This window comes from Herbaspirillum autotrophicum (assembly GCF_001189915.1).
GTDB lineage: Bacteria > Pseudomonadota > Gammaproteobacteria > Burkholderiales > Burkholderiaceae_D > Herbaspirillum > Herbaspirillum autotrophicum.
In genome coordinates this window covers 24,421-50,950 of sequence record NZ_LFLS01000001.1, presented here as the reverse complement: position 1 = coordinate 50,950, position 26,530 = coordinate 24,421, and the positions used below count along the sequence as shown (strand labels likewise).

The following is a 26,530-nucleotide window of genomic DNA, read 5'->3' as shown; positions in this document are numbered from 1 at the left end:
TGGCAGCGCGTCGGCATGGTCCTGTTATCGGTTCTTTCTGCTCTCCGGGTCTGGTCTTCTATATTTCACGCAAGGTTTGCAGCGGTGGCCGCGCCAGCACATTGCGCAAGCCAAGCCAGCCGCCGATGAATGCACACAAAGCGCCGATGGCGATGCCGGATACCCAGACCCAGGGGCTGAAGCTCCACTCGAAATTGAAAATGTAATGCGCCAGTGCCCAGCCGATGGCAGCAGCGCCGGTGGCTGCGAGCATGCCGGCAATACCGCCGATCAGTGCAAATTCCAGCCACTGCGCACGTTGCAACTGACGACGAGTGGCACCGAGCGCACGCAATAATCCTGCTTCACGTACCCGCTCATCCTGCGTACTGGCCAGCGCCGCATACAACACCAGACCGCCCGATGCCAGCGTGAACAGGAACAGGAATTCGACCGCGGCAATCACTTGATCGACGATGTCCTGAATCTGTTTCAACACACCGGCGATATCGACTACCGTCAGATTGGGGAAATCGCGCACCAGCGTATTGCCAAGCGAGGCAGCGCCCGGCGGCAAGTTGAAGGCGGTGATCCAGGTTTGCGGCATGTCGCTCATCGCCTTGGGATTGATGATGACAAAGAAATTCACGCGCAAGGAGCCCCACTCCAGTTTGCGCAGACTGGTAATCGGCACCGTCACCAGTTGTCCGGCGATATCGAATTGCAGTTTGTCGCCGAGTTTCAGATTGAGCGTTTTCGCCAAGCCCTCTTCCACCGACGCCGATGGGGTCGTATCGTCAAACCAACTGCCGGCGCTGATCGTATTTTGCGCGGGCAAGGTATTCATCGTGGACAGATTGAATTCGCGATCCACCAGTCGTCGCGCCCGATCTTCCTGATAGGTATCGCCGGTGACCGGCTTGTCGTTGATCTGCACCAGCCGGCCGCGAATCATTGGATACAGGCGCGCCTGACTGACGCCGCCGCTGCTGAGCAATTGTTCGACGGCATTTTTCTGGTCTGGCTGAATGTTGATGACGAAGCGATTCGGCGCATCGGCCGGTGTCGCCTGCCGCCATGCACCGATCAGGTCGCCGCGAATCACGGTCAGCAGCAGCAAGGCCATCAGACCCAGCGCCAGCGCCACGATTTGCATGATGGCGGCAGCCGGACGGCGCTGCAAACCGGTCACGGCAAAACGCCAGGCCTGATTGTCAAACACACCGCGAATCGTTTGCATGCCTTGCAGGCAGCCCCACGCCACCAGCGCAAACAAGGCGGCGCCACCGATGAAACCGGCAGCCGTCATTGCGCCCAGTTTGAGATCGCGCGCCTGCCACAGCAACAAGCCGATAAATGCCGCGCCACCCAAGCCATAGCTGAACAACGTCATGGCCTTGGGTGCATCCTGTTCGCGCCGGATCACGCGGTTGTGCGGCACATTGCGCAATTGCAGAATCGGCGGCAAGGCAAAGCCGATCACCAGCAACAAACCGGTCGCCACGCCTTGCACGGCCGGCAGCCAACTGGCCGGCGGCAATTCGTGGGCGAAGAAACGCGCCAGCCATGACAGCAAGGCAAAGTGTGCGGCAAATCCCAGCACTATGCCAAGCACGCTGCCGATCAGGCCAACGATGAAAAATTCGATCAGATACATCGCCGTGACTTGCGATTGCGTCATGCCGAAACAACGCAACATGGCGCAGGCATCCAGATGACGCAGCATGAAACGACGGGCCGCCATCGCCACGGCGACCGCCGCCAGCATCGCCGACAACAAGCCGACCAGCGACAGGAATTGCTGCGCCCGGTCCAGCGTGGCACGCATTTCGGGACGGCCCGATTCCAGTGACTCAATGCGTACGCCCTTGAGGTTGGCGTCATCGATATTCTTTTGCAGCCACTGCTGATAGGCGTTGACGGCGGGCGGTGCACCGGCCAGCAGCAAACGGTACGTCACGCGCGAACCGGGTTGTACCAGATTGGTGGACGGCAGGTCGGCCAGCGACAACATCACGCGCGGTGCGAAATTGACAAAGGCGCTGCCGCGATCCGGTTCGACTGCGATCACTGCCGCGATCCGGAATTGCCGGTCACCGAGCTTGAGCTGGTCGCCCACATTGACCTGCAACGCTGACAAGATATTCGGATCAACCCACACGGTACCCGCTGCCGGCACACCGGCCGCCAGGCGGTCCGCACCATTGCTGCTGTCGGCGATACGCAGATCGCCGCGCAACGGATAAGTATCCGAGACCGCCTTGATCGATGACAGAATCGAGCGTGCAGCGTCCCCGCTGCCGGCCAGCGCCATGCTCGGGAACACCACGGTCTGCGCAGTAGTCAGCTTTTGTTGTCCGGCCTGTTGCAGCCAGGCCGGGTCCAGCGCCTGATCGGCACCGACCAGCAAATCGGCACCGAGCAATTGATGAGCGTCGCGGGTCAGACCGGCGCGCATGCGATCGACAAAGAAGCCGACCGACGACAATGCCGCTACCGCCACGATCAAGGCCAGCAACAAAAACCGCAATTCACCGGCACGCCAGTCGCGACGCGTCATCCGCAACGAAAATAAAACCATGCTATCCCTGAGATTGATTGAAGGCCGGTTGAGCGGCTTCGGTTAGAGGCGGAAGAATCTGTCAACGCTGCCCGCTATTGCCACTATGGCCGCGATGTTCAGCGCCGGTGTCAGCGCAAATACAAGGCAATACCACCGAGCGTCAGCAAAATGCCGAGCGCCTGCAAGATCTTGATCTTGGTGCGCAGATTATCGAGCGCCGCCACCAGTTGTGCGTTTTGCTCGGCCAGCGCCGTGATCAGCGCGCTCGCTTCCAGTTGTTCCGACTCCAGCTGCCCGACCCGCGCCGATAAATGTGGCAGACTGTCGGGCACCACTGTCATGCCATCGTCTTTCGGTCTGGCGGCAGTTGATTTTTTGGTACGCGACCACAAGTCCTTGGCGCCACGCACCACTGTCGGCGTGGCCTGCACGACATCGGCCCACGGTATCAGTTTGACTGCAGCAATCCAGTTGATGGGCATCTTTAACCTCCTGTAGAACTCAATTGACGATTCACCTTCTAAGAATCTTATTCAAGAAACATCTGGTGCCAGCGGCGCCGCAATTCTTGAACAGATGCCAACACCGCATTATCGGCGATCTGCCTGTTCAGCGCATGCGCAACAGATGGATTCCCCTCACCATGAAAAGTTTTGGAGAAAGAACAATGAAAGTTACCTGCCGCCGCTTGTTTGTTGCTGTCGTTCTGGCAACCATCGGTCTCGACAGTTACGCCGCCGGCTGCGATCAGGCACAAACCCAGGCCGAGATGAATCAGTGCGCCGCCGAGGCGCTCAATCAGGCTGACAGCGATCTCAATGCCACATATCTTGCCTATCGGGAAAAACTCAATACCCAGCAAAAGAATCAGCTGCGCGACGTGCAGCTGGCCTGGATCAAGTACCGCGATCTGGCGTGCAAGTTCGACAGCGTCAGCAGCACCGGCGGTTCGCTGCACAGCATGGCGCTGCAAAGTTGCCTGGCAGAAAAGACCCGCTCACGCACGCTGGAGCTCAATAAACTGGCCAATTGTGCCCAAGGCGACAGCAATTGCCCGCATTAAGCCGGGATGGAGCGCGCTTTGACCGGGCTTCCGCAGCAAACTACGGGGAACAGTTGTCAACGCAGACGAATTGGCAGACGTTATCTTCCGTGTTGTAATGCACTTGTTCGCAAGGACACCATTATTCCCGCCGCGCAACCCGGTATTCCATTCTTGGAGAATCTTATGAAAAAGCTGCTCGCTGCAATCGCCCTCATCGCTCCGGTTCTGCTCAGCCCGGCAGCCATGGCTGAAACCGCTCAACAATCGAAGATGACTTCCTGTAACAAGGACGCTACCGGTAAAAAAGGCGACGAACGCAAAGCCTTCATGAAAGACTGCCTGTCCAACAAACCGGCCGCCGCTGCGCCAATGACGCAACAAGACAAGATGAAGATGTGCAACAAAGATGCGACCGGCAAAAAAGGCGATGATCGCAAGGCCTTCATGAGCCAGTGCCTGAAAAAAGACAAATCCTGAAACCGGATATCTCAGTCTGCGCAGTCTGTTTCAGCCAGTAAAAAGCCACGCCGGAGAGGTCCGACGTGGCTTTTTTTTGCCACACAGGCCAACCGGCATGGTTCAATCGGCAGCCGACGTTTCCGCAAGCCTGTTGCGTCCGCCATGGATCAGCACATGCACCACCAGTCCCGCGATGAGTCCCCAAAATGCCCCGCCCACACCCAGCATGGTGACATTGGCCGACGTGGCCAGAAACGTGATCAGGGCCGTTTCGCGGGTCCGGGCATCGGCCATGGCATGGCTCAGACTGCCGCCGATGGCGCCCAGCAAAGCCAGCCCTGCCAGCGTAGTGATGAAAACACGCGGCAACACCATGAACAGGCTCGCCAGCGTAACCCCAAAAATACCGACCGTGACGTACAGCACACCGCACGCCAGACCGGCCAGATAGCGCTTCGACGGATCTTCATGCGCATCTTTGCCAGTACAGATGGCCGCCGTGATGGCCGCGACATTGAAGGCATGGGCACCGAACGGCGCCATGATGAGCGAACCCAGTCCGGTGATGGTCAGGATCGGATTGGCGCTCGTCTTGAAGCCGTCATTGCGTAACACCAGCATGCCCGGCATATACTGCCCGGTCAGCGTGATGACAAACAGCGGCAGTGCAACTCCCAACAAGGAGCCGGGCGAAAACTGCGGCATCTCAAAAACCGGCATCGCCAGAGTCAGGTGCACCGTCCGCATGTCGATCCTGTCCTGCGCCAGCAGCATGAGCATGCCGATGAACAACATCCCGATTACCGCATAGCGTGACGTGAAACGGCGCAGCACCGCATAACAAATCAGCAGCACGAGCACCAGCAACGGGTCGGCAGCGGCGCCACCGAATGCATTGACGCCGAATTGCAGCAAGATGCCGGCTAGCAGGCCGGCAGCAATACCAGATGGAATCAGGCGCACCAGACGCTCGAACGCCCCCGACAAACCCAGCAAGATGAAGCCGAGAGCGGAAATGACGTAAGCCCCGATCACTTCGCCATATGGCGTCAATGGCATGACCGTCGCCAGGAAGGCAACACCCGGCGTGGACCAGGCGGTAATGATCGGTTCCCGGTAACGATAGCTCAGCCAGGCGCCGGTAAGGCCGACGCCGATACTCACCGACCATACCCAGGAGGCGGTCTGGGCGGCACTCAATTGCGCCAGCTGCGCCGCCTGAAACACCAGAACGAAGGTGCCGCCGTAATTGACGATCACCGAAATCAGCGCAGCGATGGCGGGCGCAATCAGGTCGCGCGCTTGCAATTTTCGTGGCGCGCTGGCGGGTAAATGGGACACGCAGATATATCCTTGCAGAGAGGTTGGAAGTTGCAGGGAAAAACCGCTTCAAATCCCTGCTGACAGCTAACAGCGTATCTCCCGGAGCAGCGCCCCGGACCGGCCAATTTACGCGGAGGCGGCAGACCATTCGGCAATCAGCACTGCCCTTGCCGTACCGGCTTTATCTGATGGCTTTTTCCAGACGCTGAATCGCCGCTTCGATTTCTTCAGGACTGAGTGCCGCAAACCCGAGCAACCAGCCGCCGGTCGCTGGCGGATTGGCGTACAGACGACTGAGTCCCGGCAATTGGATGCCCGCCCGCGCCGCTTGCCGGATCGTCTCGGCTTCAGTGCGTCCTGCTGTCAACAGACAGGGCAACTGCAAGCCACCCGGCGGCAAATGCGCCGTCACGATGCCGTCCAGACGGCGTCGCACCGCATCCGCCATGGCATCCCGGCGTTGCGCATAAATTTTTCGCATGACACGGATATGGGCTGCAAAGTGTCCGCCGTCCATAAAGCGGGCCAGCGTCAGCTGCGCAATCTGCGGAGTATGGCCATCCAGAATACTGCGCGCATGGCGCATGGGCTTGAGCAGCTCATGCGGCAGCACCATATACCCCATGCGCAGGCCCGGATACAGCGACTTGCTGAACGTTCCCAGATAAATAGTGCGGTGAAACTGATCCAGCCCCTGTACACAGGCAGTTGGCACACCTTCATAGTGAAACTGGCTATCGTAATCGTCTTCGATGATCCAGCCTTGACGCTCTGCGGCCCAGGCAATCAGGTCCAACCGTCGCTTCAGGGCCAGCGTGGCACCGGTGGGATATTGATGTGAGGGGGTCACGTAAATGGTGTTGGCGCCGCTTCGGTCGGCACGCAGCAAATCAGTGCGCAAACCCTGTGCATCCACCGGAATCGGTGCGATTTTGAGCTGAGCCAGTTCGAACGATTTGCGCGCCCCGAAGTAACCGGGATCTTCCATCAGCATGGTGGCGCCGGCATCGACCAGCATCTGGGCGCACAAAAACAGGGCCTGACGGGTGCTGCTCAACACCAGCACCTGATCTGCTGTCACTCTGGCACCGCGTTCCAGATTCAGATAGTCGGCAATCGCCTGGCGCAGCGGTTCGGCACCTTGCGGGTCGCCATGCAACAGTACGCTCGACCGATAGTCCTTCAAGACCTGGCGCTGCAGACGCTCCCACACAGCCAGGGGAAATGTCCGGGTTTCGGGCAAGCCGGTAGCAAAAGCACGAACCTGCTGTTGGTCGGCCACACCGCCGCCGGCCAGGATATCTGCGCCCCGCGCGCTGAGCACCGGCGCAGCCTGTGGCTGCGGTCGCAACGATGCAGACAAATGATTTTTACCGACGGCCGCACCCAGCAAGCTCGACCCGCTCCTGTCAGCAACAAAACTACCGGAACCTTTGCGTCGACAGAGATAGCCATCCAGTTGCAATTGCACATAGGCCATCTCGATGGTATCGCGCGACAGGCGCAAAGACTGCGCCAGTGCTCTGGTAGCCGGCAACCGGCACCCGGGTGCCAGTCGCCCCTCGCGAATCAGCTGACGCAGTGCCCGCTGCACCCGGACACGCAATTCCAGCGACGCCAGTTTGGGGTCGGCCATGCTTATCTTGAGGCTATCCAGCTCGAAGTTGCTTGTCATGTCATGGCACTTGCACGCCCGCGATTCATCCGGCTCAGGTGCATTACAAATCCATGCGATATTCGATAAAACCCGAACGCTGGGCAACCCGGTCGTAGAGTGCCTGGGCCCGTTGATTGGTCGCATGGGTGTGCCAGTACAGTCGCGCGCACTGACGTTGCCGGGCAAATTCCCGCACCCATGCAATCAGCGCTCTTCCTGTGCCGGCGCCACGGATGTCCGGAGCCACATACAAATCTTCCAGATAACAACTATCCGCTATCGACCATGTCGAGCGATGAATAACCGAATTTACCAAACCGGACAATTGGCCATCTTGCACCGCAACCGCAGAAAATACCGGTTCATCCGGATCCAGAAAACGCTTGAAGCTTGCGTGCGTAATCTGTTCGCTCAGTGTGACCTGATAAAAATCCTGATAAGCCAGCCACAGCTGCAACCATTGTTCATAATCATTTTCCTCAATGGCCCGCACGGCCACAGCGCGTTGATCAGCGTTCATCTGTTTCTCTTCCAAAAGTTAAAATGGATTTGAGAATTCTTCATTCTCAAATCCATGCCATGGTAGATCGCCAGGGTGATGCAGAACCAACCAATTGATGCCGGGCCGGCAGGCCACTTGCATCGGATCGTCCGCCGCAACCGGTCAATCGGGTTCGGTCACGGCTGGCTGCGCTTGAAAAAGAACAGACCGGCACCGACCAGCATCAGGACGCCGCCGAAAAACCGGTTCTGCATCTTCACGGCACGCGCATCGCGGAAAAAACGCTGCATGCGGCTGGCAGCAAAGGCATAGCCATGCATCACCACCAGATCGACCACCACCATGGTGATCGCCATCAGCAACAGTTGCAGCCACAGCGGCTGCTCATGATTGATGAACTGCGGCAGCACCGCGACCATGAACACAATGCCTTTGGGATTGGTGGCATTGGTCAGAAAGCCGGTCATGCAACGACGCCACCACGAGGTTTGCGCCACCAGTGCGGTACTGCGCTGCGCATCAATGTGCACCGGCGCCCGCCACTGCGACCAACCGAGATAAATCAGATAGCCCGCGCCCAATACCTTGATGGTGTTGAATGCCGCTTCCGACGCCACCAGCAGTGAGCCGACGCCGGCGCCGGCAATCACCAGAATCACCACCAGTGCAATTTCCAGTCCGAGAATCGTGGCACTGGTGCGCCGCACGCCGTAACTGAGTCCGTGACTCATCGACAGTACTGCGCCCGAACCGGGAGAAATCGCAATCAGACATGCTGCAAGAAAAAAAGCCAACCAGGTTTCAAATGCCATGAACCACTTTCTGCGTATTTGGTAAACAGGAAAGCAGCATTATAAATTTAATCGCACACCGATGCTGTGCGTCACCGGCGACCGCTTTACAGATCAGTATCCGCAGCTTGAACCTGCGCGATGCCATGCATGGATCAGGTGCTTGCTGATCGCATCGGTCACCCTCGCGCATGGTGCGCGTTGACATGTTTCCGCGCCGAATATATTTGCTTACAACTCTGTCAGGTTTTGAAACACTTCCGTGTCGTCGCATTGCCGGCAGCGTCGTTAATGGTAGTAAGGCGCAGCACTCAAGCCAGCGCCGAGACACACCGCCAAGGTGAACATCTCTTTTAAGGAAACATCATGAAATCGAAATCGATCGTTGCACTCGCTCTGTTGTCCGCTTTGGCCCTGCCAGTATTCGCCCAAACCGGCACTCCTGCAGCTTCGACTGCTCCGGCAACACCTGCAGCAGCACCCGCCGCAGCCAAGAGCGATGCCGCCAAGCCCGCCACCAAACACGTTGCCAAGCACAAGACTGCCAAGCACGGCACTGCGAAAAAAGCTGGCAAGTCGGCCGCAGAAAAACCTGCTGCCACTACCCCTGCCATAACACCGGCACCAGCAGCCAAGTAAGCAGCGCAGCCACACCAGATCGCGCGACGCCGCATTGAAGCCGGCGTCGCCACAGCAGTAGAATGAATCAACCTTGCAAAGGAAATACCATGAACTCGAAATCCGTCGTCGCAATCGCTCTGTTGTCCGCGTTGGCTCTGCCAGTATTCGCTCAAACCGGTGCTGCTGCCGCACCTGCGGCAACTCCGGCGCCGGCCGCTGCCAAGGCTGACGCTGCCAAGACCGACACCAAGCATGCCGCCAAGCACAAGACACTCAAGCAAAGCGCCATGAAAAAGACGGACAAGGCCGCTGCAGAAAAACCAGCTGCCACCCCGGCCGCAACACCAGCAGCAAGCAAGTAATCCGTTCCGTCATACGCCAGCAGGCTTGAATCAAGCCTGCGGCAAAACACCATCACGGTGCCCCACTCTTTAAAGGAATTACCATGAACTCGAAATCCGTCGTCGCAATCGCTTTGTTGTCCGCTTTGGCGCTGCCAGTGTTCGCCCAAACCGGCACTGCCGCTGCACCCGCAGCAACGCCGGCACCTGCCGCGGCCAAGGCTGATGCAGCCAAGACCGGCACCAAACACGCTGCCAAGCACAAGACCGCCAAGCACAGCACCGTGAAAAAGGCTGACAAGACTGCCGAAGCAAAACCGGCAGCACCTGCCGCAACACCAGCACCAGCAGCCAAGTAATACACCAGCCAGCACTGAGCGCGATCAAAAAAAACTGCCGCACAGATAATCTGAGCGGCAGTTTTTTTGCGTGCAACGAAAATGAAAACAGTGACAGCGCTATTGCAGATCGGCTTGCCAGCGCAATATGACACGCCCCTCGCCACTGTCACTGGCATGGCAATCCATGCCGATGCCGGCGGCATACAGTAGCTGTTCACCGACGAACACGATAGGCAAATAAGGACGCTCCCAGGCCGGGACATCGCCTGCCTGAAAATGATATTTCAAACTCTTGGCAGGACGATTGACCGCCAGCCGCAATTTTTCGCCGCCGCTGCGCGGCACGATAGTCAGGATTTGCTGACGCAACCACTCACGGCTGACGCCGGTGCTGGCCGGCTCCACATACAGGGTGCCGCCGAATGCCGGAAAGTGCATGCTGGCAGCGCCGTCCCAGACAAATGGCTGCGGTCCCAGATCGTCATCGGGCGGCGCCCTTCTGGGCGTCAGAAATACGCGTTCACGATACCGCCGGATATGACAGGCCGGATGGGTCACGCACAATTGCGCGTCTTCTTTCGCTTCCAGCAATTGCGTACGCAATTCCAGCAACCACGCCGCTGATGGCATCCGCAAGTGGCGCGTGCCAAACCAGTAGCGCAACAAATTATCAATCCGGTCCGGATCCAGTTGCCGCAATACCGGCAAGCTCAGATACTCGCCTTGCAGACACGCCGCCAGATCTTGTTGCGCCAGTGTGATCAACAAGCGTTGCGCCGATTGCGCATGGCGGGCGGCACGCGAAAAGCGTTCCTGATAACCGGGAAAACATTGCGCCAATACCGGCATCACTTGCAGTCGCAAGGCGTTGCGCGCATAACGCGGATCGTGATTGGATTCGTCTTCGATATGGGCAATCTGACGTTCGGCGATGCAGGCTTCCAGTTCTTCACGGGAAGCGGCCAGCAAGGGCCGGGCAATCACCAGCGTCGGATCGCCGAGCAGAGCGGGTGCAGTATTGGCCTGATCCATGCCTGACATACCGGCCACCCCGGAGCCGCGCAACAATTGCAGCAACACGGTTTCGGCCTGATCGTCCTGATGGTGCGCAGTCAGCAGCGTGGTCGCACCATGCTGGCGACACATCTCGCCGAGTGCTGCATAACGACCGATGCGCGCCGCTTCTTCAACATTGTCACGCGCGTTCAGATCGATATGCCGGACATCGAAAGAGACAGCCAATGCGCTGCTGACCTGACGGCAATGGGCCAACCAGGCATCGGCATTCGGACTCAATCCATGGTGTACGTGAAAGGCATGCAGCGTGATGCCGTGGCGTTGCGCCCAGGCATGCGCCAGATGCAGCAGCACCGAAGAATCGAGGCCGCCGCTGTAGGCGACCGCCATCGATGCCGGTGTCACATCGGCCGCAACGACAACAGGCAATGCAGCGCCTTGCAAGCGCGTCATTGCCTGTACAAATAATTCGTCGAGCTGATGCACGCTATGCCGGGCCGGCGAACCGGCGCCAGTGAGATTGCTCATTCAGAAGAATTGAGTTCCTTGAACTTGCCATAGCTCATGAGTTTTTCATGGCGTGCCGCCATCAGGTCCTTGGTCTTGACGCCCTGGAACTGACGCAGCGTATCGGCCAGTGCACGCTTAAGCATCGATGCCATTTGCTTCGGATCACGATGGGCGCCGCCCAGTGGTTCATTGACGATCTTGTCGATCAGGCCCATGGCCTTCAGACGATGTGCCGTCAGACCCAGCGCTTCAGCCGCATCGGAAGCGCGATCGGCAGTCTTCCACAGAATCGATGCGCAACCTTCGGGCGAAATCACCGAATACGTTGCATATTGCAGCATCAGTACCGAGTCGCCGACGGCAATCGCCAGCGCGCCGCCGGAGCCGCCTTCGCCGATGATGGTCGCGATCAGCGGCACTTTCAGTTCGGCCATGACATACAGGTTGTGACCGATGGCTTCCGATTGTCCGCGCTCTTCGGCGTCGATGCCGGGGAATGCACCCGGGGTATCAACAAAGGTAAAGATCGGCAAATTGAATTTCTCGGCCACCTTCATCAGGCGCATCGCCTTGCGATAGCCTTCCGGTTTCGGCATGCCGAAATTGCGCAAGGCGCGTTCCTTGGTGTCGCGCCCCTTTTGATGACCGATCACCATGCAAGCCTGACCGTTGAAACGGGCCAGACCACCGACGATAGAAAGGTCATCGGCGTAACTGCGGTCACCGTGCAATTCGTGGAAATCGGTAAAGATTTCGTTGACGTAGTCCATCGTATAAGGACGTTGCGGATGACGTGCAATCTGCGACACTTGCCATGGCGTCAGCTTGGCATAGATATCTTTGGTCAGTTGCTGACTTTTCTTGACCAGCCGCTCGATCTCTTCCGAGATGTCGACTGCCGAGTCATCTTGCACAAATCGCAATTCTTCGATTTTTGCATCCAGCTCGGCAATGGCTTGTTCAAAGCCCAGAAATGTCGTTGTCGATTTACTCATCGTGTTCCTTTTTACAAAAGCACCAGCCATTCGGCAGTATAGCAGCCGCGCCGCATCCGACTGCATGTCGGCAAGTGCCCGGGGTGTAAATTAATTGACCGTTTCGGCGTCCAGGCTGCGCCACATGTACCAGGTGGCAACCGTGCGCCACGGCTCCCAGTTGGCAGAAACTTCGCGGGCATCGCTGCGCGAGACCGGTTCTCCGGAGAAATAACTGTCACTGATGCCCTTGAGCAACCCGGGGTCGTCGAGCGGCAGAATATTCGGGCGCAGCAGATTAAATATCAAAAACATCTCGGCTGTCCAGCGTCCGATGCCGCGAATTTGCAGCATTTCGGCAATCACGTCTTCGTCGGCCATCTCGGTCCATTTGTCAGGATGGACGGTTTTTGCCTTGAAATGATTGGCCAGGTCGAGGATGTACTCCGACTTGCGCTTGGACAACCCGCAGGCCGCCAGACTTTCATTGCCGGCCTTGATCACCTGCAGCGGCGTGCATTTGGGGCATGCTTCCAGGAAACGTTGCCACATGACCTGCGCCGACTTGGAAGAAATCTGCTGGCCGATGATCGAACGCGCCAGCGTGGTGAACGCATCACCCCGGCCCGTCAGTTGCAAATCGCCAAACTGCGGAATCAGCTTGCGCATGATGCGGTCGCGCTTCATCAGCTCGGCCTTCGCCTCTTCCCAATAACCGGGCACGGTCACTACCGTATCTTCCTCGGCAATACTTTTTATTATCATCGTCCTCAGCCTCTACGCCACTCGGTTAGCCCATTCGGCTTGTCTTCGAGCACGATTCCGGCTGCGGCCAGTTCAGCTCGTATGCCATCCGCTTCGGCAAAATTCCTTGCTTTTTTTGCAGCGCTGCGCGCGGCAATCTTTGCTTCTATTCCTGCTTCCGTACAGGTCTCTGCTGCGCTGTCGGCATCACTGCCAGCCGCGGCTGTGCGGCCCTTCAGAAAATCTTCGGGCGGCCGCTGCAACAGGCCGATCACGCCGGCCAGTGCCTGCAACTGTGCTGCCAGTTCCGGGGATTTGCTGCGATTGACTTCATTGGCCAGCTCGAACAATACCGCAATCGCCACCGGCGTGTTGAAATCATCGTTCATTGCTTCGGCAAAACGCAAGCCGTAAGCGTTATTTACATCCGGCACCGCAACACTAGCAAGCTGCACGTCCTTGAGCGCGGTATACAAGCGCGCCAGCGCCAGACGGGCATCATCCAGATGGGCATCGGAGTAATTCAGCGGACTGCGGTAATGCGCCCGCAAAATGAAAAACCGCACCACTTCCGGATCGTATTTTTTCAACACATCGCGAATCGTGAAGAAATTCCCCAGCGACTTCGACATCTTTTCGTTATCCACCCGCACAAATCCATTGTGCATCCAGTAGTTGACGAAAGGATGCCGGTGCGCGCCTTCCGACTGCGCGATTTCATTCTCGTGATGCGGGAATTGCAAATCCTGACCACCACCGTGAATGTCGAAGTGTTCACCGAGCAGGTCACCTGACATGGCCGAGCATTCGATATGCCACCCCGGCCGCCCCTGGCCCCATGGCGAATCCCATTTGACTTCCACCGGCTCGCTGGCCTTGGCCGCTTTCCACAGGACAAAGTCGAGCGGATCGCGTTTGCCGCTGCTGACATCAACCCGTTCGCCGGCGCGCAAATCGTCGAGCGACTTGCCGGACAATTTGCCGTAACCGGGAAAATCGCGCACCGAGTAATTGACGTCGCCATCGGTGCCCTGATACGCCAGGCCATTGTTTTCGAGCTTCCTGATCAGGTCCAGCATCTGCGGGACGTAAGCAGTCGCGCGCGGTTCCAGATCGGGCTTTTGCACACCGAGGGCGGCAGCATCTTCATCCATCGCATCGATGAAACGTTGCGTCAGCTGCGCGATGCTTTCATTGTTTTCCTGCGCGCGCCGGATGATCTTGTCTTCGATGTCGGTAATGTTGCGCACATACGTGACGGCATAACCGGAACTGCGCAGCCAGCGTTGCACTACATCAAACACCACCATCACGCGGGCGTGCCCGAGATGGCAATAGTCGTAGACGGTCATGCCGCATACATACATGCGAACCTTGCCCGCTTCAATTGGGGAAAAGACCTGCTTATCACGCGCCAGCGTGTTGTAGATTTTCAGAGTGCTCATGAATGGGAAAATATGCGTTTACGGCGATGCGCGGTTGCGGGCGTTACGTCAACAATCTGCCCCCGCTTCCGGGATGCAACCTCATGCTTCAGCAGCGATCAGGCTCGCAGCGATACTGCTTGTTTTTTTACGGTATACGACATGGGCGTGAACATGAACGCAGACATCGACACCGACAGGAATGCAGACATGAATGCAACACGATCGTCAAAACCCTTTTTATGGTCCTTCTTTGATAAAATGCGTCTTTTCGCCCGAGTATAGCATTGATGAAAACCATGCTCCTTGCATCTCAATACACCTCCCGCGTTGTTTTGCGTGGCATGTTGAGCAAGACCGTTATTTTATCCGGCCTGTTGGGCCTGTTGTGTATTCCTCCCGCCATCGCCGGCGAAGCTGCCGACATCAATAAACTGATGCGTTCCGGACAATATGCCGCTGCCCTGTCCAAAACCGACGCCGTACTGGCCAAACATCCGCGCGATGCCCAGATGCGTTTCACCAAAGGCCTGATCTTAGCAGAACAGAACAAGTCAGCCGAAGCAATTGCGATCTTCAGCAAACTGACCGAAGACTTCCCCGATCTGCCGGAGCCGTATAACAATCTGGCAGTACTGTACGCTGCCAACGGTCAGTACGACAAGGCGCGCACCACGCTGGACATGGCGATGCGCACCAATCCGACTTACGCCACGGCGCTCGAAAATCTCGGTGACGTCTACGCCAGGCTGGCCAGCCAGGCCTATGACAAGGCGTTGCAGATTGATAGCGGCAATGCCGGCAACAGCGTACCGCCGCCCAAACTGACACTGGTGAAAACACTGGGCGGCAATCTGACCGGCGGCACCATACCGAAGCTGGCCAGTGCCACGCCGGTCAAACCGGCCACGCCACCCGTCATCGTGACACCACCGGCACCGACACCCGCGCCGGCACCTGCCCCGGTCCCGGAACGCAAACCGGACCCGGTGCCTGCGCCGAAGCCGGAACCAGTCGCACCGCCGCCGGAGCCAGTCAGGAAGCCGGAAAAAACCAAGCCGGTTGAAAAGCCCGCCGAGAAGCCGGCGGAGAAACCGGCCGAAAAGCCTGCCGACAAAGCACCTGAAAAACCGGCCAAGGGCAGCGACAAGCCATCCAGGTCCGAAGCCGAGCAGGACAAGACTGCCGTGCTGGCAGTGGTCAACAACTGGGCCAAAGCCTGGAGCGACATGGACGTCAAGAACTACCTGGGTCATTACGCCAGCGACTTCCAGACACCCAAGGGCGAGTCGCGCAAGGATTGGGCGGACGAACGCCGCGCCCGGATCGAGGAAAAGGGTCATATCAGCGTCAAGGTCGACAGCCCGCAAGTCAGCATCAAGGGCAATACTGCGACTGTCCGCTTCCGTCAGATATATAATTCGAATCGCCTCACCGTCAACAGCCGCAAGACGCTGATCCTCAACAAGCAAGGCAGCAAGTGGCAGATCAAACAGGAGCGCTCGGGAGGGTAATGATTCGCAAAGCAACTTTCACGACAACCATGGCGACGCCGTTTGCACGGCATGCGCCGGCATTGCTCGGTGCGCTGCTGCTGGCGAGCCTGAGCGGCTTGCCACTGAGCGCTGCCGCCTCGTCGTCGGCGCTGCCGCAACAATCGATCCAGAGTCACAAGCCTGATCCGGAAGCCTTGCTGATCGAGGTCTACAAGGATCTCGGCAGCAACCGCCTGCAACAGGCACAAGCCAAGGCCGACGCCCTGGTGGCCGCTTATCCGAATTTCCGCCTCGGCCATCTGGTGCGTGGCGATCTGTTGCTGATGCATGCGCGTCCGGTACGCAACTTCGGCGCGATTCCGGACGGACACACTGACAAGCTCAAAGATTTGCGCGCTGAAGCCATGGTGCGCCTGAAGTCTTTGCAGGAACGCCCGGATCCGGCCATGATCCCGCGCCCGGTCTTGCAAATGGCGGAAGACCAGAAGAATGTGCTGGTGGTCGACACCACCCGCTCACGCCTGTATGTCTATGAAAATCAGGGTGGTCAGCTCAAGTTCATGACCGACTACTATGTGTCGCAGGGTCGTTACGGCGTCAACAAGGCCAAGGAAGGCGACCAGCGCACACCGCTCGGCGTGTATTACGTCAACGCCCGCATTCCCGGCCCCAAGCTGCCCGATTTCTATGGCACCGGCGCGCTGCCGATCAATTATCCCAACGAATGGGACAAGCGCAACGGCCGCAGCGGCTCCGGCATCTGGCTGCACGGCACGCCGTCCGACAATTTCAGCCGCCCGCCGTTGTCGTCTGACGGCTGCGTGGTACTGGCCAACCCGGATCTGCAAAGCCTGTACGCCACCGCCGAAGTCGGCAAGACAGTGGTGGTCATCAGCGACAACGTGCAATTCATCAAACGCGCCGAATGGGATCAGGAACGCAATTCCGCCGGCAAGTTGCTGGACCGCTGGCAGCAGGATATGGAAAGCCCCGACGCCGACAAGCTGCTGACCAATTATTCGGCCAGCTTCCGCTCCAGTCTCGGCGAAAGCCTGAGCACCTGGTATCAGCGCCAGCAAAAAAGTCTGAACGGCGCCCGCCTGTCGAATGTCAAACTGCGCGACGTCAGCCTGTTCCGCTATCCGGGACGCGAAGACATGATCGTCAGCACATTCGTGCAGGAAGCCTCGATCGGCAAGGCCAAGAACACCGTCCGCAAACGCCAGTACTGGGTCAAGGAAGGCTCGCAATGGAAAATTATTTACGAAGGTAACGCCTGATGATTTCTCGCCGTACATTGATGCAAGGCATCGTAGCACTCACATTCTCCGCCAGCGCCATGCTGGCCAGCGCCGCCGATGCGCCGCACGTCTTGCTGAAAACCAGCATGGGCGACATCGAGCTCGAACTGAATCCCGAAAAGGCCCCGCTGACGGTTGACAATTTCTTGCGCTACGTCAAGAGTGGCCAGTACAACGGCACCATCTTCCATCGCATCATCGACGGCTTCATGATTCAGGGCGGCGGCATGGACAAGAACATGCGCGAAAAGCCGACTTCGCCGCCGATCAGGAATGAAGCCAGGAACGGTTTGAAAAACGCGGTTTATACTGTCGCCATGGCCCGCACCTCCGATCCGCATTCGGCCACGGCCCAGTTCTTCATCAATGTCGCCAATAACACCCCGCTCGACTACCCAAGCCAGGATGGCTGGGGTTATGCCGTATTCGGCAAGGTGGTCAAAGGCACTGAAGTGGTAGACAAGATCAGGCAGGTCAGGACCGGGCGCGGCGACGTGCCGGTCACACCGGTGGTGATCGAATCGGCGACACTGGTCAAGTAACAATATTTCTTCAACATCCAACAAAGGATTCTCATGGCTGTCCTCTTCACCACCAATCACGGTACGTTCACTGTCGAACTCGAAGCTGAAAAAGCACCGAAGACAGTCGAAAACTTCCTGGCCTACGTCAATTCGGGTCACTACACCGGCACCATCTTCCATCGCGTGATCGACGGTTTCATGGTGCAGGGCGGCGGCTTCGAGCCAGGCATGAAACAAAAGGCCACCAACGAGCCAGTCGAAAACGAAGCCAAGAACGGCCTCAAGAATGAGCCGTACACGCTGGCCATGGCCCGCACTTCGGCGCCACACTCGGCGTCGGCGCAATTCTTCATCAACGTCAAGAACAACAGCTTCCTTGACTATCCGGGCCAGGATGGCTGGGGTTACTGTGTGTTTGGCACCGTGACCGAAGGCAAAGACGTGGTCGACAAGATCAAGGCCGTCAAAACCACCCGCTCCGGCATGTTTGCCGATGTGCCGGTGGAAGATGTGATCATCGAAAAGGCTGAAGTAATCTGATTCCCGGATGACCACAGCGACATCAATCCAAAAAACGCAACCGCTGCCTGGCACGGTTGCTTTTTTTATTTCCGACCTGCATCTGCGCGCCGAACTGCCGCTGACCACGCAAGCGTTTCATGACTTTCTGCAAGCGCAGGCACGCCATGCGTCGCAGTTGTATCTGCTGGGCGACATCTTCGAATACTGGGCGGGCGACGATGATCTGGTCACGCCGTACAACCATGACATCGTGGCCGCGCTGCGGCAGTTGAGCGACAGCGGCGTGGCGCTGTTCTGGATCAGCGGCAACCGCGACTTTCTGGTGGCCCAGGAATTTGCAGCGGCCGCCGGCTTGCAATTCCTCGACGATCCGCAAGTAGTGACGATTGCCGGACGCCAGCTGACGCTGGCCCACGGCGATGCGCAATGCACCGACGACGTGGCCTACATGGCGTTTCGCGCCCAGGTGCGGCAAGCGGCGTGGCAACAGCAATTTCTGGCGATGCCGCTGGCACAGCGCAAGGCGATTATCGAAGGGGTACGCAAGAACAGCCAGGAAGCCAACAAGAGCAAGGACTACGACATCATGGATGTCAACCCCGATGCCATCACTGCACTGTTCGAGCAAACCGGTTCGCGCATCCTGATTCACGGCCACACCCACCGGCCAGCCTGCCACATCTGCGGCAGCGGCGATGACCGCCGCCTGCGCTATGTCTTGCCTGACTGGGAATATGACGTGGCACCGGTGCGCGGCGGCTGGATGAGCATCACCGGCGACGGCGTCTTGCATCGTTTCGACGGCGACGGCAACGAACTGCCGCCAGTCGCCGAATAGCACTATGCGGCACAAAAAAAATCGGTCGCCTCATTACGGGCGACCGATTTTTTTACGTCCGGCGTGGTCATGCTGCGCCCTATTCCACCAGTTTGTTCAATTGTTCCGGGTTGAATTTATCCTGCTCGGTCAGACGCTGGCAACCAATGCCGGCCGACTTCAGCGCCGCCAGAATCACTTCCATCTGATGCTCCTGCGCTGCCGCCTGATCGATCAAGCCATGCAAGGCCTTGGACAACGGATCGTCGCCATTGGGAGTCACGCCGTAAGCAGCAAACAGGCGCGCCGCTGCCTGCTCGCGCGAATCCTGCGGCGACTTCAGTACCACGCGTGCCGGATTGCCGACTGCCGTGGCACCCGGCGGCACTTCCTTGACGACCACTGCATTGGAACCGATCTTGGCGCCATCGCCGACCGTAAACCCGCCCAGCACTTGCGCGCCGGCGCCGATGATCACGCCACGGCCCAGCGTCGGATGCCGCTTGGCGCCCTTGTTGAGCGACGTGCCGCCGAGTGTTACGCCCTGATAGATGGTGCAATCATCGCCGACTTCTGCGGTTTCACCGATCACCACGCCAAAACCGTGATCGATGAACACGCGCCGGCCAATGGTGGCGCCCGGATGAATTTCAATCCCGGTAAACCAGCGCGCCAGTTGCGAAATGAAACGCCCCAGCCATTTCCAGCCACTGAGCCAGCACCATTGTGCTACCCGATGCAGGACGACGGCATGCAGGCCGGGATAACAAGTCAGGACTTCCCATGCATTGCGCGCCGCGGGATCGCGGTCAATGATGCTGGAAATGTCTTCACGAATTCTGCTGAACATAACAATCTGGCGTAAAAGCGGAGAAGTGCAATCTTAAACGGTTACGGCGCGTCCTGCAGAATGTCGCAACATTTGCAAAACGTCTTGCCGCACAGAATCAAAAGTCGCCGAAGGTCGCTTCAGGACCTTGATTCTGCCCGCTGATCGCAGGTATTTATCGTTACTTGGGGAGACGCTGGCGGCGGGCTTCGTACAGACAAACCCCGGAAGCCACGGAAACATTGAGACTTTCGACTGAACCGAACATCGGAATGCTGACCAGCACATCGCAGGTTTCACGCGTCAGACGGCGCATGCCCTCGCCTTCGGAACCCATGACCAGTGCGGTCGGGCCGGAGAAATCACCTTCATACAGATCTTTGTCGGCATCATCGGTGGTACCGATCAGCCACACGCCGCGTTCTTTCAGGTCGCGCATGGTGCGCGCCAGATTGGTCACGGTGATGTAAGGCACGGTTTCAGCAGCACCGCTGGCGACCTTGGCCGCCGTGGCATTGAGGCCGACGGCACGGTCTTTCGGCGCAATCACGGCATGCGCACCGGCACCATCGGCCACGCGCAGGCAGGCACCCAGATTATGCGGATCGGTAATGCCATCCAGAATCAGCAACAATGGCGGACCATCGACTGCATCCAGCAATTCATCCAGATTGCGGGCCAGCGAAATTTCGCCGGCTTTGGCCACGACGCCTTGATGACGACGGGTGCCGACGATATTCGACAGGCGCTGATCATCGGCCTGGATGATGCGCACATTGGCCGCCTTGGCAGCATGGATCAAGTCCAGCATGCGGCGGTCATGACGCTCTGCATCGACGTAAATTTCTTCCACCGACGACGCCTCGTGACGCAAACGGGAGGTGACGGCGTGGAAGCCAAAAATCATTTTACTTTTCATGTTCTCTTAACGTTTCTTCTTGCTGGGTCTGGAAAATCCTTTTGCTGCCCGCTTCTTTTCCAGCTCAGGCTTGGCGCCCGAATTGGTGCGCGCAGCGTGGGTCGGCTTGACAGCCTTGCCGGTTTTGCCAGTCTTGCTGGCGGCGGCCGGTGCCGCCCTGGCGCCTGCTTTGCCGGCACCGGCAGCGCCGGGCTTGGCTTTGCCTGCGCCGTTACGCGCCTGCTGTGCATTGTCAGCACGACGCGCTTCATTCTTGAGCAAGGTATGGATACCCGGCTCGGTCACCAGACGCAAATCGATCTTGCGCGCATCGAGGTCGACGCGGCTGACCTGAACCGTCACCCGGTCCGTCAGCTGATAACGGATGCCGGTACGCTCGCCGCGCAATTCATGCCGCGCTTCGTCGTACTGGAAGTAATCGGCGCCGAGTTCGGTCACATGCACCATGCCTTCGATATACAAGGCATCCAGTTGCACAAAAATACCAAAGGTGGCGACACCGGAAATGGTGCCGGTGAATTCTTCGCCGAGCTTGTCGCGGATGAAATAACACTTGAGCCATGCTTCAACATCCCGCGACGCCTCGTCGGCACGCCGTTCGTTGGCGGAACAGTGAATCCCGAGCGCTTCCCAGATGGCGACACCGCTGTCGGCTTTCTTGGTGGTACGGCCATTGGCTTTGTCATCGGCCTTGGCTTGCGCCTGCATCTTGCGCGCCGCCGGTGAAATCATGGTGTTGAGGCCGCCCATTTCGATGCCCTTGGGCTCGTAACGCTTGCCTTGCAGAATCGCCTTGATGGCGCGATGCGTCAGCAGATCGGGGTAGCGCCGGATGGGGCTGGTGAAGTGGGCATACGATTCATACGACAAACCGAAGTGACCGATGTTTTCCGGGGCGTAGACTGCCTGCTGCATGGAGCGCAGCAGCATGGTCTGGATCAGCAAGGCATCCGGCCGCGGCTTGATCTTTGGCATCAGCTCGGCGTAATCGGAAGCGCTTGGCGTATCGCCGCCGCCCAGATGCAGGCCGATCTGCTTGAGGAAGGTACGCAGTTGCGTCAGCTTTTCCTTGGTCGGTCCGGCATGCACCCGGTACAGACCGGGATGCTTGTTACGCTGCAACAGATCGGCGGCGCACACGTTGGCCGCCAACATGCATTCTTCGATGACCTTGTGTGCGTCATTGCGGGTGCGCGGCAGGATTTTTTCAATCTTGCCGGCGGCGTTGCAGACGATATAGGTTTCGGTGGTTTCGAAGTCAATCGCACCGCGCGCGTGACGCGCTTGCAGCAGCGCCTTGTAGACTTCATTCAGGTGCAGCAGATGCGGCACCAGCGCAATGCGCTTGGCGGCTTCCGGCCCCTTGGTGTTGGTCAGGATCGCGGCCACTTCGGTATAGGTCAGACGCGCGGCCGAGTGAATCACTGCCGGATAGAACTGGTAGGCCTTGATTTCGCCCTTGGCGGTAATCACGGCATCGCACACCAGCGTCAGGCGATCCACATCCGGGTTCAGCGAACACAAGCCGTTCGACAATTTTTCCGGCAGCATCGGAATCACGCGGCGCGGGAAATACACCGAAGTGCTGCGTTCCAGCGCATCGACATCGAGTGCATCGTTCGGCTTGACGTAATGGCTGACGTCGGCAATCGCCACGATCAGGCGGTAGGCGTTGGTACGGCCGATCTTGACCGGTTCGCAATAGACGGCATCATCGAAGTCACGCGCATCTTCACCATCGATGGTGACCAGCGGCACGTCACGCAAATCAACGCGTTCATTGAGATCGGCGGCACGTACTTCGCCCGGCAACTTGGCGGCCAGCTTCTTGGCGGCTTCCGAGAATTCATGCGGCACGCCGTATTTGCGCACGGCAATTTCGATTTCCATGCCGGGGTCGTCGATGTCGCCGAGAATCTCGACGATCTTGCCCACCGGCTGGGTGTAACGGGATGGCTGTTCGGTCAGTTGCACACTCACCACCTGACCGGTCTTGGCCTTGCCCGGCGGTCCCGCCAGCAAGATATCCTGACCGATGCGCTTGTCTTCGGGGGCCACTACCCAGACGCCGTTTTCATTGAGCAAACGGCCGATCACATGGGTATTGGCACGTGAGATGACTTCGACAATCGTGCCTTCCGGACGGCCGCGACGGTCGGTGCCGATGATGCGCGCCTGCACCCGGTCGCCGTGCAACACTTTCTGCATTTCCTTTTCCGGCAGGAAGATGTCGCCGCTGCCGTCTTCGGTCAGCAAGAAGCCGTAACCGTCGCGGTGGCTGCTGATGCGGCCTTCGATAAAACTGGGGGAATGCGTCAACTGATAATTGCCGCCGCGATCCGGCTTGATCTGACCATCGCGCTCCATTGCATTCAGACGACGCGTCAGGCCATCCATTTCTTCAGGCTTGACGCCGAGAGAGGCAGCCAGTGTCAACGCGTTTTGCGGTCCGGATGAGGTGCGCAGGAGACCGAGAATTTCTTCGCGGCTTGGAATCGAGTATGGAAATTGGCTCAAAAGTGTAATTGGGTAAGTGATTGTTCATCAGTATCGCCGGAACATGCGGCCCCGGGACTCTATTCCCGCTATTGCCTTTGAATCGACCTCGCGCCACCAGGGCGACAAACGACGAAGACAAGGCAACAGGCCCTAGTGTAACGGAGGTTGCTGCTATTTACCTAACTGGCGACCGGTCACCGGCAGACTGAATAGCTGCGATGCAGCACGCTGAAAATAAATACGCAGCGAATCGCAGAATTGATTGACTTCCCTTTGGATTGGGCTATAATCTCGGTCTTTCGCGTTATTGCCCACGTGGCGGAATTGGTAGACGCGCATGGTTCAGGTCCATGTGCCGCGAGGTGTGGGGGTTCGAGTCCCTCCGTGGGCACCAGCAATCTACGCGAGAAATTTGCAAATGATCGCAACAATCGATGCTTGATCCGAAATCATCCGGATTGCGTTGTTGATGTCTTGTTTGCAACGCTTCAATCATTCAAGGCACTTCCGGAACTACCAAGCAGTCGGCATGTTGTTATGCCAGTACTGACCGGAGGATGCACTGAACTGACCATCTTCGCTTCCCCCTCCCCGGCAGCACCTCAGCATTTTCCCTGCACTGTTTTCCTTTGTACCGTTCTTCCCGTTACTGCTTCGCCTTTACTGCGCGGCCGTACTGCGGCAACATTTGCCATGATGCGCAGAGCGCCATGCCATGTATGCATCTGGCAGATACAGTAGAATTGATCCGCGCCATCCCCCTCCGCAGTGTTTACTCTCATAAGGAATCAACATGAGCAGTTATCAAATCGCCGTCATCGTCGGCAGCCTTCGCAAAGACTCATTCAATCGCAAACTGGCCACCGCCATTGCCCGCCTCGGACCAGCGGAATTCACTTTCAAGCAACTGGAAATCGGCGACCTGCCGCTGTATAACCAGGATGACGACAGCAACCAGGCCGCTGCCGTCAAACGCCTGAAAGCTGACATCACGGCGGCACAAGGCTTGCTGTTTGTCACCCCCGAATACAACCGCTCTTTCCCCGGCGTCTTGAAAAACGCCATCGACCACGCTTCCCGCCCCTACGGCCAGAACGCCTGGTCAGGCAAGCCGGCCGGTGTGCTCGGTGCCTCGGTCGGCGCCATCGGCACCGCACTGGCGCAGCAGCATTTGCACAATGTGCTGAATTACCTCGATGTGCCGACATTGGCACAACCGGAAGCCTTCATTCACGTCAAGGATGGCTTGTTCGACGCCGCCGGCAACATCGGTCCGGACAGCCAGAAATTCCTGCAAGGCTGGATGGACCGCTATGTCGCCTGGGTCAAGAAACACGCCGGCTGATTTTCCGCCGTCACCGGCGCCGCGACTTCAGCGGCGCCGGCTTTCCAGCCATTTATCTGCCAGCAATACCGCAATCGCAATCACCGCTCCCAGCAGCGTATCGAGAAAACGATCACGCATGATCAACGCCGGCTCTACCTGATGCGCCGCCGATACAATCGTCAATGCCACCGGCGTGATGAAGATCAGACCCAGCGCATAATTGCGCGCCACCACCACTTCCACCGCCGCCTGCAATAAGGCCACCACCAGCACCAGCCACATGGCGCCCGGTTGCAGCCACAAGATCAGACCGAACACCAGAAACCCCAGCGCGGTTCCCAGCACCCGATTGGCCGCCCGCACAATCGACACGCGCGCCGCATGACTGACTTGCAGCACCACGCCGGCCACCACCACAACCCAATAAATGCGGTCAATGCCCAACGGCAAACTGATGGCGCTGGCCAGCGTCACCGAGACCATCACGCGCCGGAAAATGATGCGCGTTTCCGGACTGAACCGCCATTGCGGAAACAATTGGCGCAGCGTATTGCCGCTGACGCCTTTGGCGCGCACCGCCGGCAACAGCAGCGGCGCCATCGCCACCAGATAAGAACAGAGTGCACCGGCCGCGACCAGCAATGGAATCCAGAATACCGGCGGCCCGCCCTCGCTGCGCAAGGCCGCCACCATATGACCGCTGATGCCTGCCACCAGCACGAACTGCATCGCCCCCGGCGGCCCCAGGCCCCAGCCCAGCGCTACCGCGCACGCCAGCGCCGTCATCACGATCAGACAAGCGACCGTGGCCCAGATACTGCCGGCACACAAAACCCCAACCGCCGAGGCCACGATGAAACCGAGGCCGACCAGCGGCAACAGGCGCATGCGATCAATCCGGCGCAAGGCGCCGCCATACAAACCGGTGAACGATCCGAGCGTGGCAATCAAACCGAGCGGCTGATAGCCACTGAGCGTAAACAGACTCAGCAACAACAGCGACGCGATGCCCACTTCGAGACCGACCATCCAGCGCCACGGACTGGCCGACAACTGGAAAATGCTGCGCAGCCAATGACGCCAGGAAAACGGCGAAAAAGATTCAGGATCGTTTGCCATCGCATTAAAACCAAAATATTGGTGTGAAGTTGGAGATGCAGAATGCGTTTGTTTTAGTTAACTGTTACCGCACTTCTCTCACGGCATGGTAACCGCATCCATGACGGCCGCGAACCGGTCACAAACATTTTGATGACAGACAGAATCTTTCATTGACCGCTGTTCGCAATAGAAGTATTATTCAGCCCGTCGGAAGTGCAGTGCAATTGCTCTGCATCCTTTCAGGCCCACGTGGCGGAATTGGTAGACGCGCATGGTTCAGGTCCATGTGCCGCAAGGTGTGGGGGTTCGAGTCCCTCCGTGGGCACCAGCATTAGAAATGGCAGCAAACATCAACCCGTTTGAACTTTACGTTTAAACGGGTTTTTTGTTGTCTGCGTGTTGGAGGAACCGGGGAATCGCCCCCGCCTGCCCGCTGCTGGTTCAGGCAAAGGTATTGATGATGCCGCTGTCGAGCGAGTCGCTGCCGAATACCGATGCCAGGTCCGGATTCGCATTGAGTAATGCCTGATAATTTTGGGTGGTCGACGACGACAGGTTTTGAAACTCGCCGGTGGGGGTATAAATGCCAGATGCCGTCGACGAATCCGACAAGCTGCCGACTACCGCGGCATCGAGTGAATCCTGACCGACGGCTGGAATCGTTGGCGTCGCCGAGGATGGCTGCCCGGCCTTCTCTATCGCATTGAGCAAACCGACGGCGTTATAAGTGCCGCCGCCGGTATTGCGGCTACCGAAACCGGAAACAATGCTGGCCATGCCGGCCAGATCGACCGCATCGCTGACGGTGCCGGCGTCAGCCTGACTGACGTTGGTAGCGGGCGGCACATAGGGCAAGTAACCCGCGCTCGGGTCGGTTGCTTGTGAAATGCCGGTAAGTGCCATG

Annotated in this window: 26 protein-coding genes and 2 tRNA genes; 13 read left to right on the top strand and 15 right to left on the bottom strand. The window is 58.3% G+C overall.

Features of this window, described 5'->3' with window-relative positions; all coding sequences use genetic code 11:
• Positions 1-58 precede the first annotated feature (58 nt).
• Complete coding sequence (locus AKL27_RS00225) at positions 59-2,560, bottom strand: ABC transporter permease (RefSeq protein ID WP_050460571.1); 2,502 nt, start codon at positions 2,558-2,560, stop codon at positions 59-61.
• A 110-nt stretch (positions 2,561-2,670) separates the two neighbouring features.
• On the bottom strand, positions 2,671-3,024 hold the full coding sequence (locus tag AKL27_RS00220) for a hypothetical protein (RefSeq protein WP_050460570.1): 354 nt from the start codon (positions 3,022-3,024) through the stop codon (positions 2,671-2,673).
• 185 nt (positions 3,025-3,209) lie between these two features.
• Between AKL27_RS00220 and AKL27_RS00215 the strand changes: the two genes are divergently transcribed.
• Both AKL27_RS00215 and AKL27_RS00210 read left to right on the top strand, forming a co-directional pair.
• On the top strand, positions 3,210-3,605 hold the full coding sequence (locus AKL27_RS00215) for a lysozyme inhibitor LprI family protein (protein ID WP_050460569.1): 396 nt from the start codon (positions 3,210-3,212) through the stop codon (positions 3,603-3,605).
• Between the two features lie 165 nt (positions 3,606-3,770).
• Positions 3,771-4,064 carry a PsiF family protein gene (locus AKL27_RS00210; RefSeq protein ID WP_050460568.1) on the top strand — a complete coding sequence of 98 codons (294 nt, stop codon included), beginning with the start codon at positions 3,771-3,773 and terminating at the stop codon, positions 4,062-4,064.
• A 102-nt stretch (positions 4,065-4,166) separates the two neighbouring features.
• Here AKL27_RS00210 and AKL27_RS00205 read toward each other — a convergent pair whose 3' ends face one another.
• From AKL27_RS00205 to AKL27_RS00190, 4 genes are all read right to left on the bottom strand, one after another.
• Positions 4,167-5,387: a benzoate/H(+) symporter BenE family transporter gene (locus tag AKL27_RS00205; RefSeq protein ID WP_198155838.1), complete on the bottom strand. Its 1,221-nt coding sequence runs from the start codon at positions 5,385-5,387 to the stop codon at positions 4,167-4,169.
• 163 nt (positions 5,388-5,550) lie between these two features.
• On the bottom strand, positions 5,551-7,044 hold the full coding sequence (pdxR, locus tag AKL27_RS00200) for a MocR-like pyridoxine biosynthesis transcription factor PdxR (RefSeq protein WP_050460566.1): 1,494 nt from the start codon (positions 7,042-7,044) through the stop codon (positions 5,551-5,553).
• A 43-nt stretch (positions 7,045-7,087) separates the two neighbouring features.
• Positions 7,088-7,546: a GNAT family N-acetyltransferase gene (locus AKL27_RS00195; RefSeq protein ID WP_050460565.1), complete on the bottom strand. Its 459-nt coding sequence runs from the start codon at positions 7,544-7,546 to the stop codon at positions 7,088-7,090.
• Positions 7,547-7,704: 158 nt separating this feature from the next.
• Positions 7,705-8,340, bottom strand: a complete 636-nt coding sequence (locus tag AKL27_RS00190) for a LysE family transporter (protein ID WP_050460564.1) — start codon at positions 8,338-8,340, stop codon at positions 7,705-7,707.
• A gap of 345 nt (positions 8,341-8,685) precedes the next feature.
• Here AKL27_RS00190 and AKL27_RS00185 point away from each other — a divergent pair, with 345 nt between their 5' ends.
• The 3 genes from AKL27_RS00185 (at position 8,686) to AKL27_RS00175 (ending at position 9,640) form a co-directional block, all read left to right on the top strand.
• On the top strand, positions 8,686-8,958 hold the full coding sequence (locus tag AKL27_RS00185) for a hypothetical protein (RefSeq protein WP_050460563.1): 273 nt from the start codon (positions 8,686-8,688) through the stop codon (positions 8,956-8,958).
• An 89-nt stretch (positions 8,959-9,047) separates the two neighbouring features.
• On the top strand, positions 9,048-9,302 hold the full coding sequence (locus tag AKL27_RS00180) for a hypothetical protein (protein WP_050460562.1): 255 nt from the start codon (positions 9,048-9,050) through the stop codon (positions 9,300-9,302).
• Positions 9,303-9,385: 83 nt separating this feature from the next.
• Positions 9,386-9,640 carry a hypothetical protein gene (locus AKL27_RS00175; RefSeq protein WP_050460561.1) on the top strand — a complete coding sequence of 85 codons (255 nt, stop codon included), beginning with the start codon at positions 9,386-9,388 and terminating at the stop codon, positions 9,638-9,640.
• A 99-nt stretch (positions 9,641-9,739) separates the two neighbouring features.
• Here AKL27_RS00175 and tilS read toward each other — a convergent pair whose 3' ends face one another.
• The 4 genes from tilS to cysS all read right to left on the bottom strand — a co-directional run bounded on the left by tilS (position 9,740) and on the right by cysS (position 14,312).
• The gene (gene tilS / locus AKL27_RS00170) at positions 9,740-11,167 is read right to left on the bottom strand and encodes a tRNA lysidine(34) synthetase TilS (RefSeq protein ID WP_408609745.1); all 1,428 of its coding nucleotides are present in this window, start codon (positions 11,165-11,167) and stop codon (positions 9,740-9,742) included.
• Positions 11,164-12,144, bottom strand: a complete 981-nt coding sequence (locus AKL27_RS00165; protein WP_050460560.1) for an acetyl-CoA carboxylase carboxyltransferase subunit alpha — start codon at positions 12,142-12,144, stop codon at positions 11,164-11,166. Before AKL27_RS00165 ends, tilS begins: the two co-directional genes overlap by 4 nt.
• Positions 12,145-12,234: 90 nt before the next feature.
• Complete coding sequence (locus AKL27_RS00160) at positions 12,235-12,888, bottom strand: DNA-3-methyladenine glycosylase family protein (RefSeq protein WP_050460559.1); 654 nt, start codon at positions 12,886-12,888, stop codon at positions 12,235-12,237.
• A gap of 5 nt (positions 12,889-12,893) precedes the next feature.
• Complete coding sequence (cysS, locus tag AKL27_RS00155) at positions 12,894-14,312, bottom strand: cysteine--tRNA ligase (RefSeq protein WP_050460558.1); 1,419 nt, start codon at positions 14,310-14,312, stop codon at positions 12,894-12,896.
• A gap of 269 nt (positions 14,313-14,581) precedes the next feature.
• Between cysS and AKL27_RS00150 the strand changes: the two genes are divergently transcribed.
• The 5 genes from AKL27_RS00150 to AKL27_RS00130 are packed head-to-tail and all read left to right on the top strand — an operon-like array spanning position 14,582 to position 18,972.
• Entirely contained in the window at positions 14,582-15,805 is a 1,224-nt protein-coding gene (locus AKL27_RS00150; RefSeq protein ID WP_157056730.1) for a L,D-transpeptidase Cds6 family protein, read from the top strand.
• Between the two features lie 29 nt (positions 15,806-15,834).
• Positions 15,835-17,067, top strand: coding sequence for a L,D-transpeptidase family protein (locus AKL27_RS00145; RefSeq protein WP_050460791.1), 1,233 nt, complete (start codon positions 15,835-15,837; stop codon positions 17,065-17,067).
• Complete coding sequence (locus AKL27_RS00140; protein WP_050460557.1) at positions 17,064-17,630, top strand: peptidylprolyl isomerase; 567 nt, start codon at positions 17,064-17,066, stop codon at positions 17,628-17,630. Before AKL27_RS00145 ends, AKL27_RS00140 begins: the two co-directional genes overlap by 4 nt.
• A gap of 33 nt (positions 17,631-17,663) precedes the next feature.
• Positions 17,664-18,152 (top strand): peptidylprolyl isomerase, encoded by a 489-nt coding sequence (locus AKL27_RS00135; protein WP_050460556.1) that lies wholly within the window; start codon positions 17,664-17,666, stop codon positions 18,150-18,152.
• A 7-nt stretch (positions 18,153-18,159) separates the two neighbouring features.
• Complete coding sequence (locus AKL27_RS00130) at positions 18,160-18,972, top strand: UDP-2,3-diacylglucosamine diphosphatase (protein WP_050460555.1); 813 nt, start codon at positions 18,160-18,162, stop codon at positions 18,970-18,972.
• 79 nt (positions 18,973-19,051) lie between these two features.
• Here AKL27_RS00130 and cysE read toward each other — a convergent pair whose 3' ends face one another.
• The 3 genes from cysE to rnr all read right to left on the bottom strand — a co-directional run bounded on the left by cysE (position 19,052) and on the right by rnr (position 23,216).
• On the bottom strand, positions 19,052-19,801 hold the full coding sequence (gene cysE / locus AKL27_RS00125) for a serine O-acetyltransferase (RefSeq protein WP_050460554.1): 750 nt from the start codon (positions 19,799-19,801) through the stop codon (positions 19,052-19,054).
• 160 nt (positions 19,802-19,961) lie between these two features.
• A complete protein-coding gene (rlmB, locus tag AKL27_RS00120; protein ID WP_050460553.1) occupies positions 19,962-20,699 on the bottom strand; it encodes a 23S rRNA (guanosine(2251)-2'-O)-methyltransferase RlmB in 738 nt (245 codons plus the stop codon).
• Positions 20,700-20,705: 6 nt separating this feature from the next.
• Positions 20,706-23,216 carry a ribonuclease R gene (gene rnr / locus AKL27_RS00115; RefSeq protein WP_050460552.1) on the bottom strand — a complete coding sequence of 837 codons (2,511 nt, stop codon included), beginning with the start codon at positions 23,214-23,216 and terminating at the stop codon, positions 20,706-20,708.
• Between the two features lie 291 nt (positions 23,217-23,507).
• Between rnr and AKL27_RS00110 the strand changes: the two genes are divergently transcribed.
• Positions 23,508-23,592 (top strand) — tRNA-Leu (locus tag AKL27_RS00110).
• A 399-nt stretch (positions 23,593-23,991) separates the two neighbouring features.
• Positions 23,992-24,543: an NADPH-dependent FMN reductase gene (locus AKL27_RS00105; protein WP_050460551.1), complete on the top strand. Its 552-nt coding sequence runs from the start codon at positions 23,992-23,994 to the stop codon at positions 24,541-24,543.
• A gap of 27 nt (positions 24,544-24,570) precedes the next feature.
• Here AKL27_RS00105 and AKL27_RS00100 read toward each other — a convergent pair whose 3' ends face one another.
• A complete protein-coding gene (locus AKL27_RS00100; protein ID WP_050460550.1) occupies positions 24,571-25,644 on the bottom strand; it encodes an FUSC family protein in 1,074 nt (357 codons plus the stop codon).
• Positions 25,645-25,869: 225 nt separating this feature from the next.
• On the opposite strand from AKL27_RS00100, the gene AKL27_RS00095 reads away from it, so the two are divergent.
• Positions 25,870-25,954, top strand: a tRNA-Leu gene (locus AKL27_RS00095).
• Positions 25,955-26,067: 113 nt separating this feature from the next.
• Here AKL27_RS00095 and AKL27_RS00090 read toward each other — a convergent pair.
• Positions 26,068-26,529: a hypothetical protein gene (locus AKL27_RS00090; RefSeq protein ID WP_050460549.1), complete on the bottom strand. Its 462-nt coding sequence runs from the start codon at positions 26,527-26,529 to the stop codon at positions 26,068-26,070.
• Between the last annotated feature and the right edge of the window lies 1 nt (position 26,530).

Excerpts from the sequence above, each read along its gene's own strand:
- AKL27_RS00225 (WP_050460571.1), bottom strand. The coding sequence starts at position 2,560 with ATGGTTTTATTTTCGTTGCGGATGACGCGTCGCGACTGGCGTGCCGGT.
- AKL27_RS00220 (WP_050460570.1), bottom strand. The coding sequence starts at position 3,024 with ATGCCCATCAACTGGATTGCTGCAGTCAAACTGATACCGTGGGCCGAT.
- AKL27_RS00215 (WP_050460569.1), top strand. The coding sequence starts at position 3,210 with ATGAAAGTTACCTGCCGCCGCTTGTTTGTTGCTGTCGTTCTGGCAACC.
- AKL27_RS00210 (WP_050460568.1), top strand. The coding sequence starts at position 3,771 with ATGAAAAAGCTGCTCGCTGCAATCGCCCTCATCGCTCCGGTTCTGCTC.
- pdxR (WP_050460566.1), bottom strand. The coding sequence starts at position 7,044 with ATGACAAGCAACTTCGAGCTGGATAGCCTCAAGATAAGCATGGCCGAC.
- AKL27_RS00195 (WP_050460565.1), bottom strand. The coding sequence starts at position 7,546 with ATGAACGCTGATCAACGCGCTGTGGCCGTGCGGGCCATTGAGGAAAAT.
- AKL27_RS00190 (WP_050460564.1), bottom strand. The coding sequence starts at position 8,340 with ATGGCATTTGAAACCTGGTTGGCTTTTTTTCTTGCAGCATGTCTGATT.
- AKL27_RS00185 (WP_050460563.1), top strand. The coding sequence starts at position 8,686 with ATGAAATCGAAATCGATCGTTGCACTCGCTCTGTTGTCCGCTTTGGCC.
- AKL27_RS00180 (WP_050460562.1), top strand. The coding sequence starts at position 9,048 with ATGAACTCGAAATCCGTCGTCGCAATCGCTCTGTTGTCCGCGTTGGCT.
- AKL27_RS00175 (WP_050460561.1), top strand. The coding sequence starts at position 9,386 with ATGAACTCGAAATCCGTCGTCGCAATCGCTTTGTTGTCCGCTTTGGCG.
- tilS (WP_408609745.1), bottom strand. The coding sequence starts at position 11,167 with ATGAGCAATCTCACTGGCGCCGGTTCGCCGGCCCGGCATAGCGTGCAT.
- AKL27_RS00165 (WP_050460560.1), bottom strand. The coding sequence starts at position 12,144 with ATGAGTAAATCGACAACGACATTTCTGGGCTTTGAACAAGCCATTGCC.
- AKL27_RS00160 (WP_050460559.1), bottom strand. The coding sequence starts at position 12,888 with ATGATAATAAAAAGTATTGCCGAGGAAGATACGGTAGTGACCGTGCCC.
- cysS (WP_050460558.1), bottom strand. The coding sequence starts at position 14,312 with ATGAGCACTCTGAAAATCTACAACACGCTGGCGCGTGATAAGCAGGTC.
- AKL27_RS00150 (WP_157056730.1), top strand. The coding sequence starts at position 14,582 with ATGAAAACCATGCTCCTTGCATCTCAATACACCTCCCGCGTTGTTTTG.
- AKL27_RS00145 (WP_050460791.1), top strand. The coding sequence starts at position 15,835 with ATGGCGACGCCGTTTGCACGGCATGCGCCGGCATTGCTCGGTGCGCTG.
- AKL27_RS00135 (WP_050460556.1), top strand. The coding sequence starts at position 17,664 with ATGGCTGTCCTCTTCACCACCAATCACGGTACGTTCACTGTCGAACTC.
- AKL27_RS00130 (WP_050460555.1), top strand. The coding sequence starts at position 18,160 with ATGACCACAGCGACATCAATCCAAAAAACGCAACCGCTGCCTGGCACG.
- cysE (WP_050460554.1), bottom strand. The coding sequence starts at position 19,801 with ATGTTCAGCAGAATTCGTGAAGACATTTCCAGCATCATTGACCGCGAT.
- rlmB (WP_050460553.1), bottom strand. The coding sequence starts at position 20,699 with ATGAAAAGTAAAATGATTTTTGGCTTCCACGCCGTCACCTCCCGTTTG.
- AKL27_RS00105 (WP_050460551.1), top strand. The coding sequence starts at position 23,992 with ATGAGCAGTTATCAAATCGCCGTCATCGTCGGCAGCCTTCGCAAAGAC.
- AKL27_RS00100 (WP_050460550.1), bottom strand. The coding sequence starts at position 25,644 with ATGGCAAACGATCCTGAATCTTTTTCGCCGTTTTCCTGGCGTCATTGG.
- AKL27_RS00090 (WP_050460549.1), bottom strand. The coding sequence starts at position 26,529 with ATGGCACTTACCGGCATTTCACAAGCAACCGACCCGAGCGCGGGTTAC.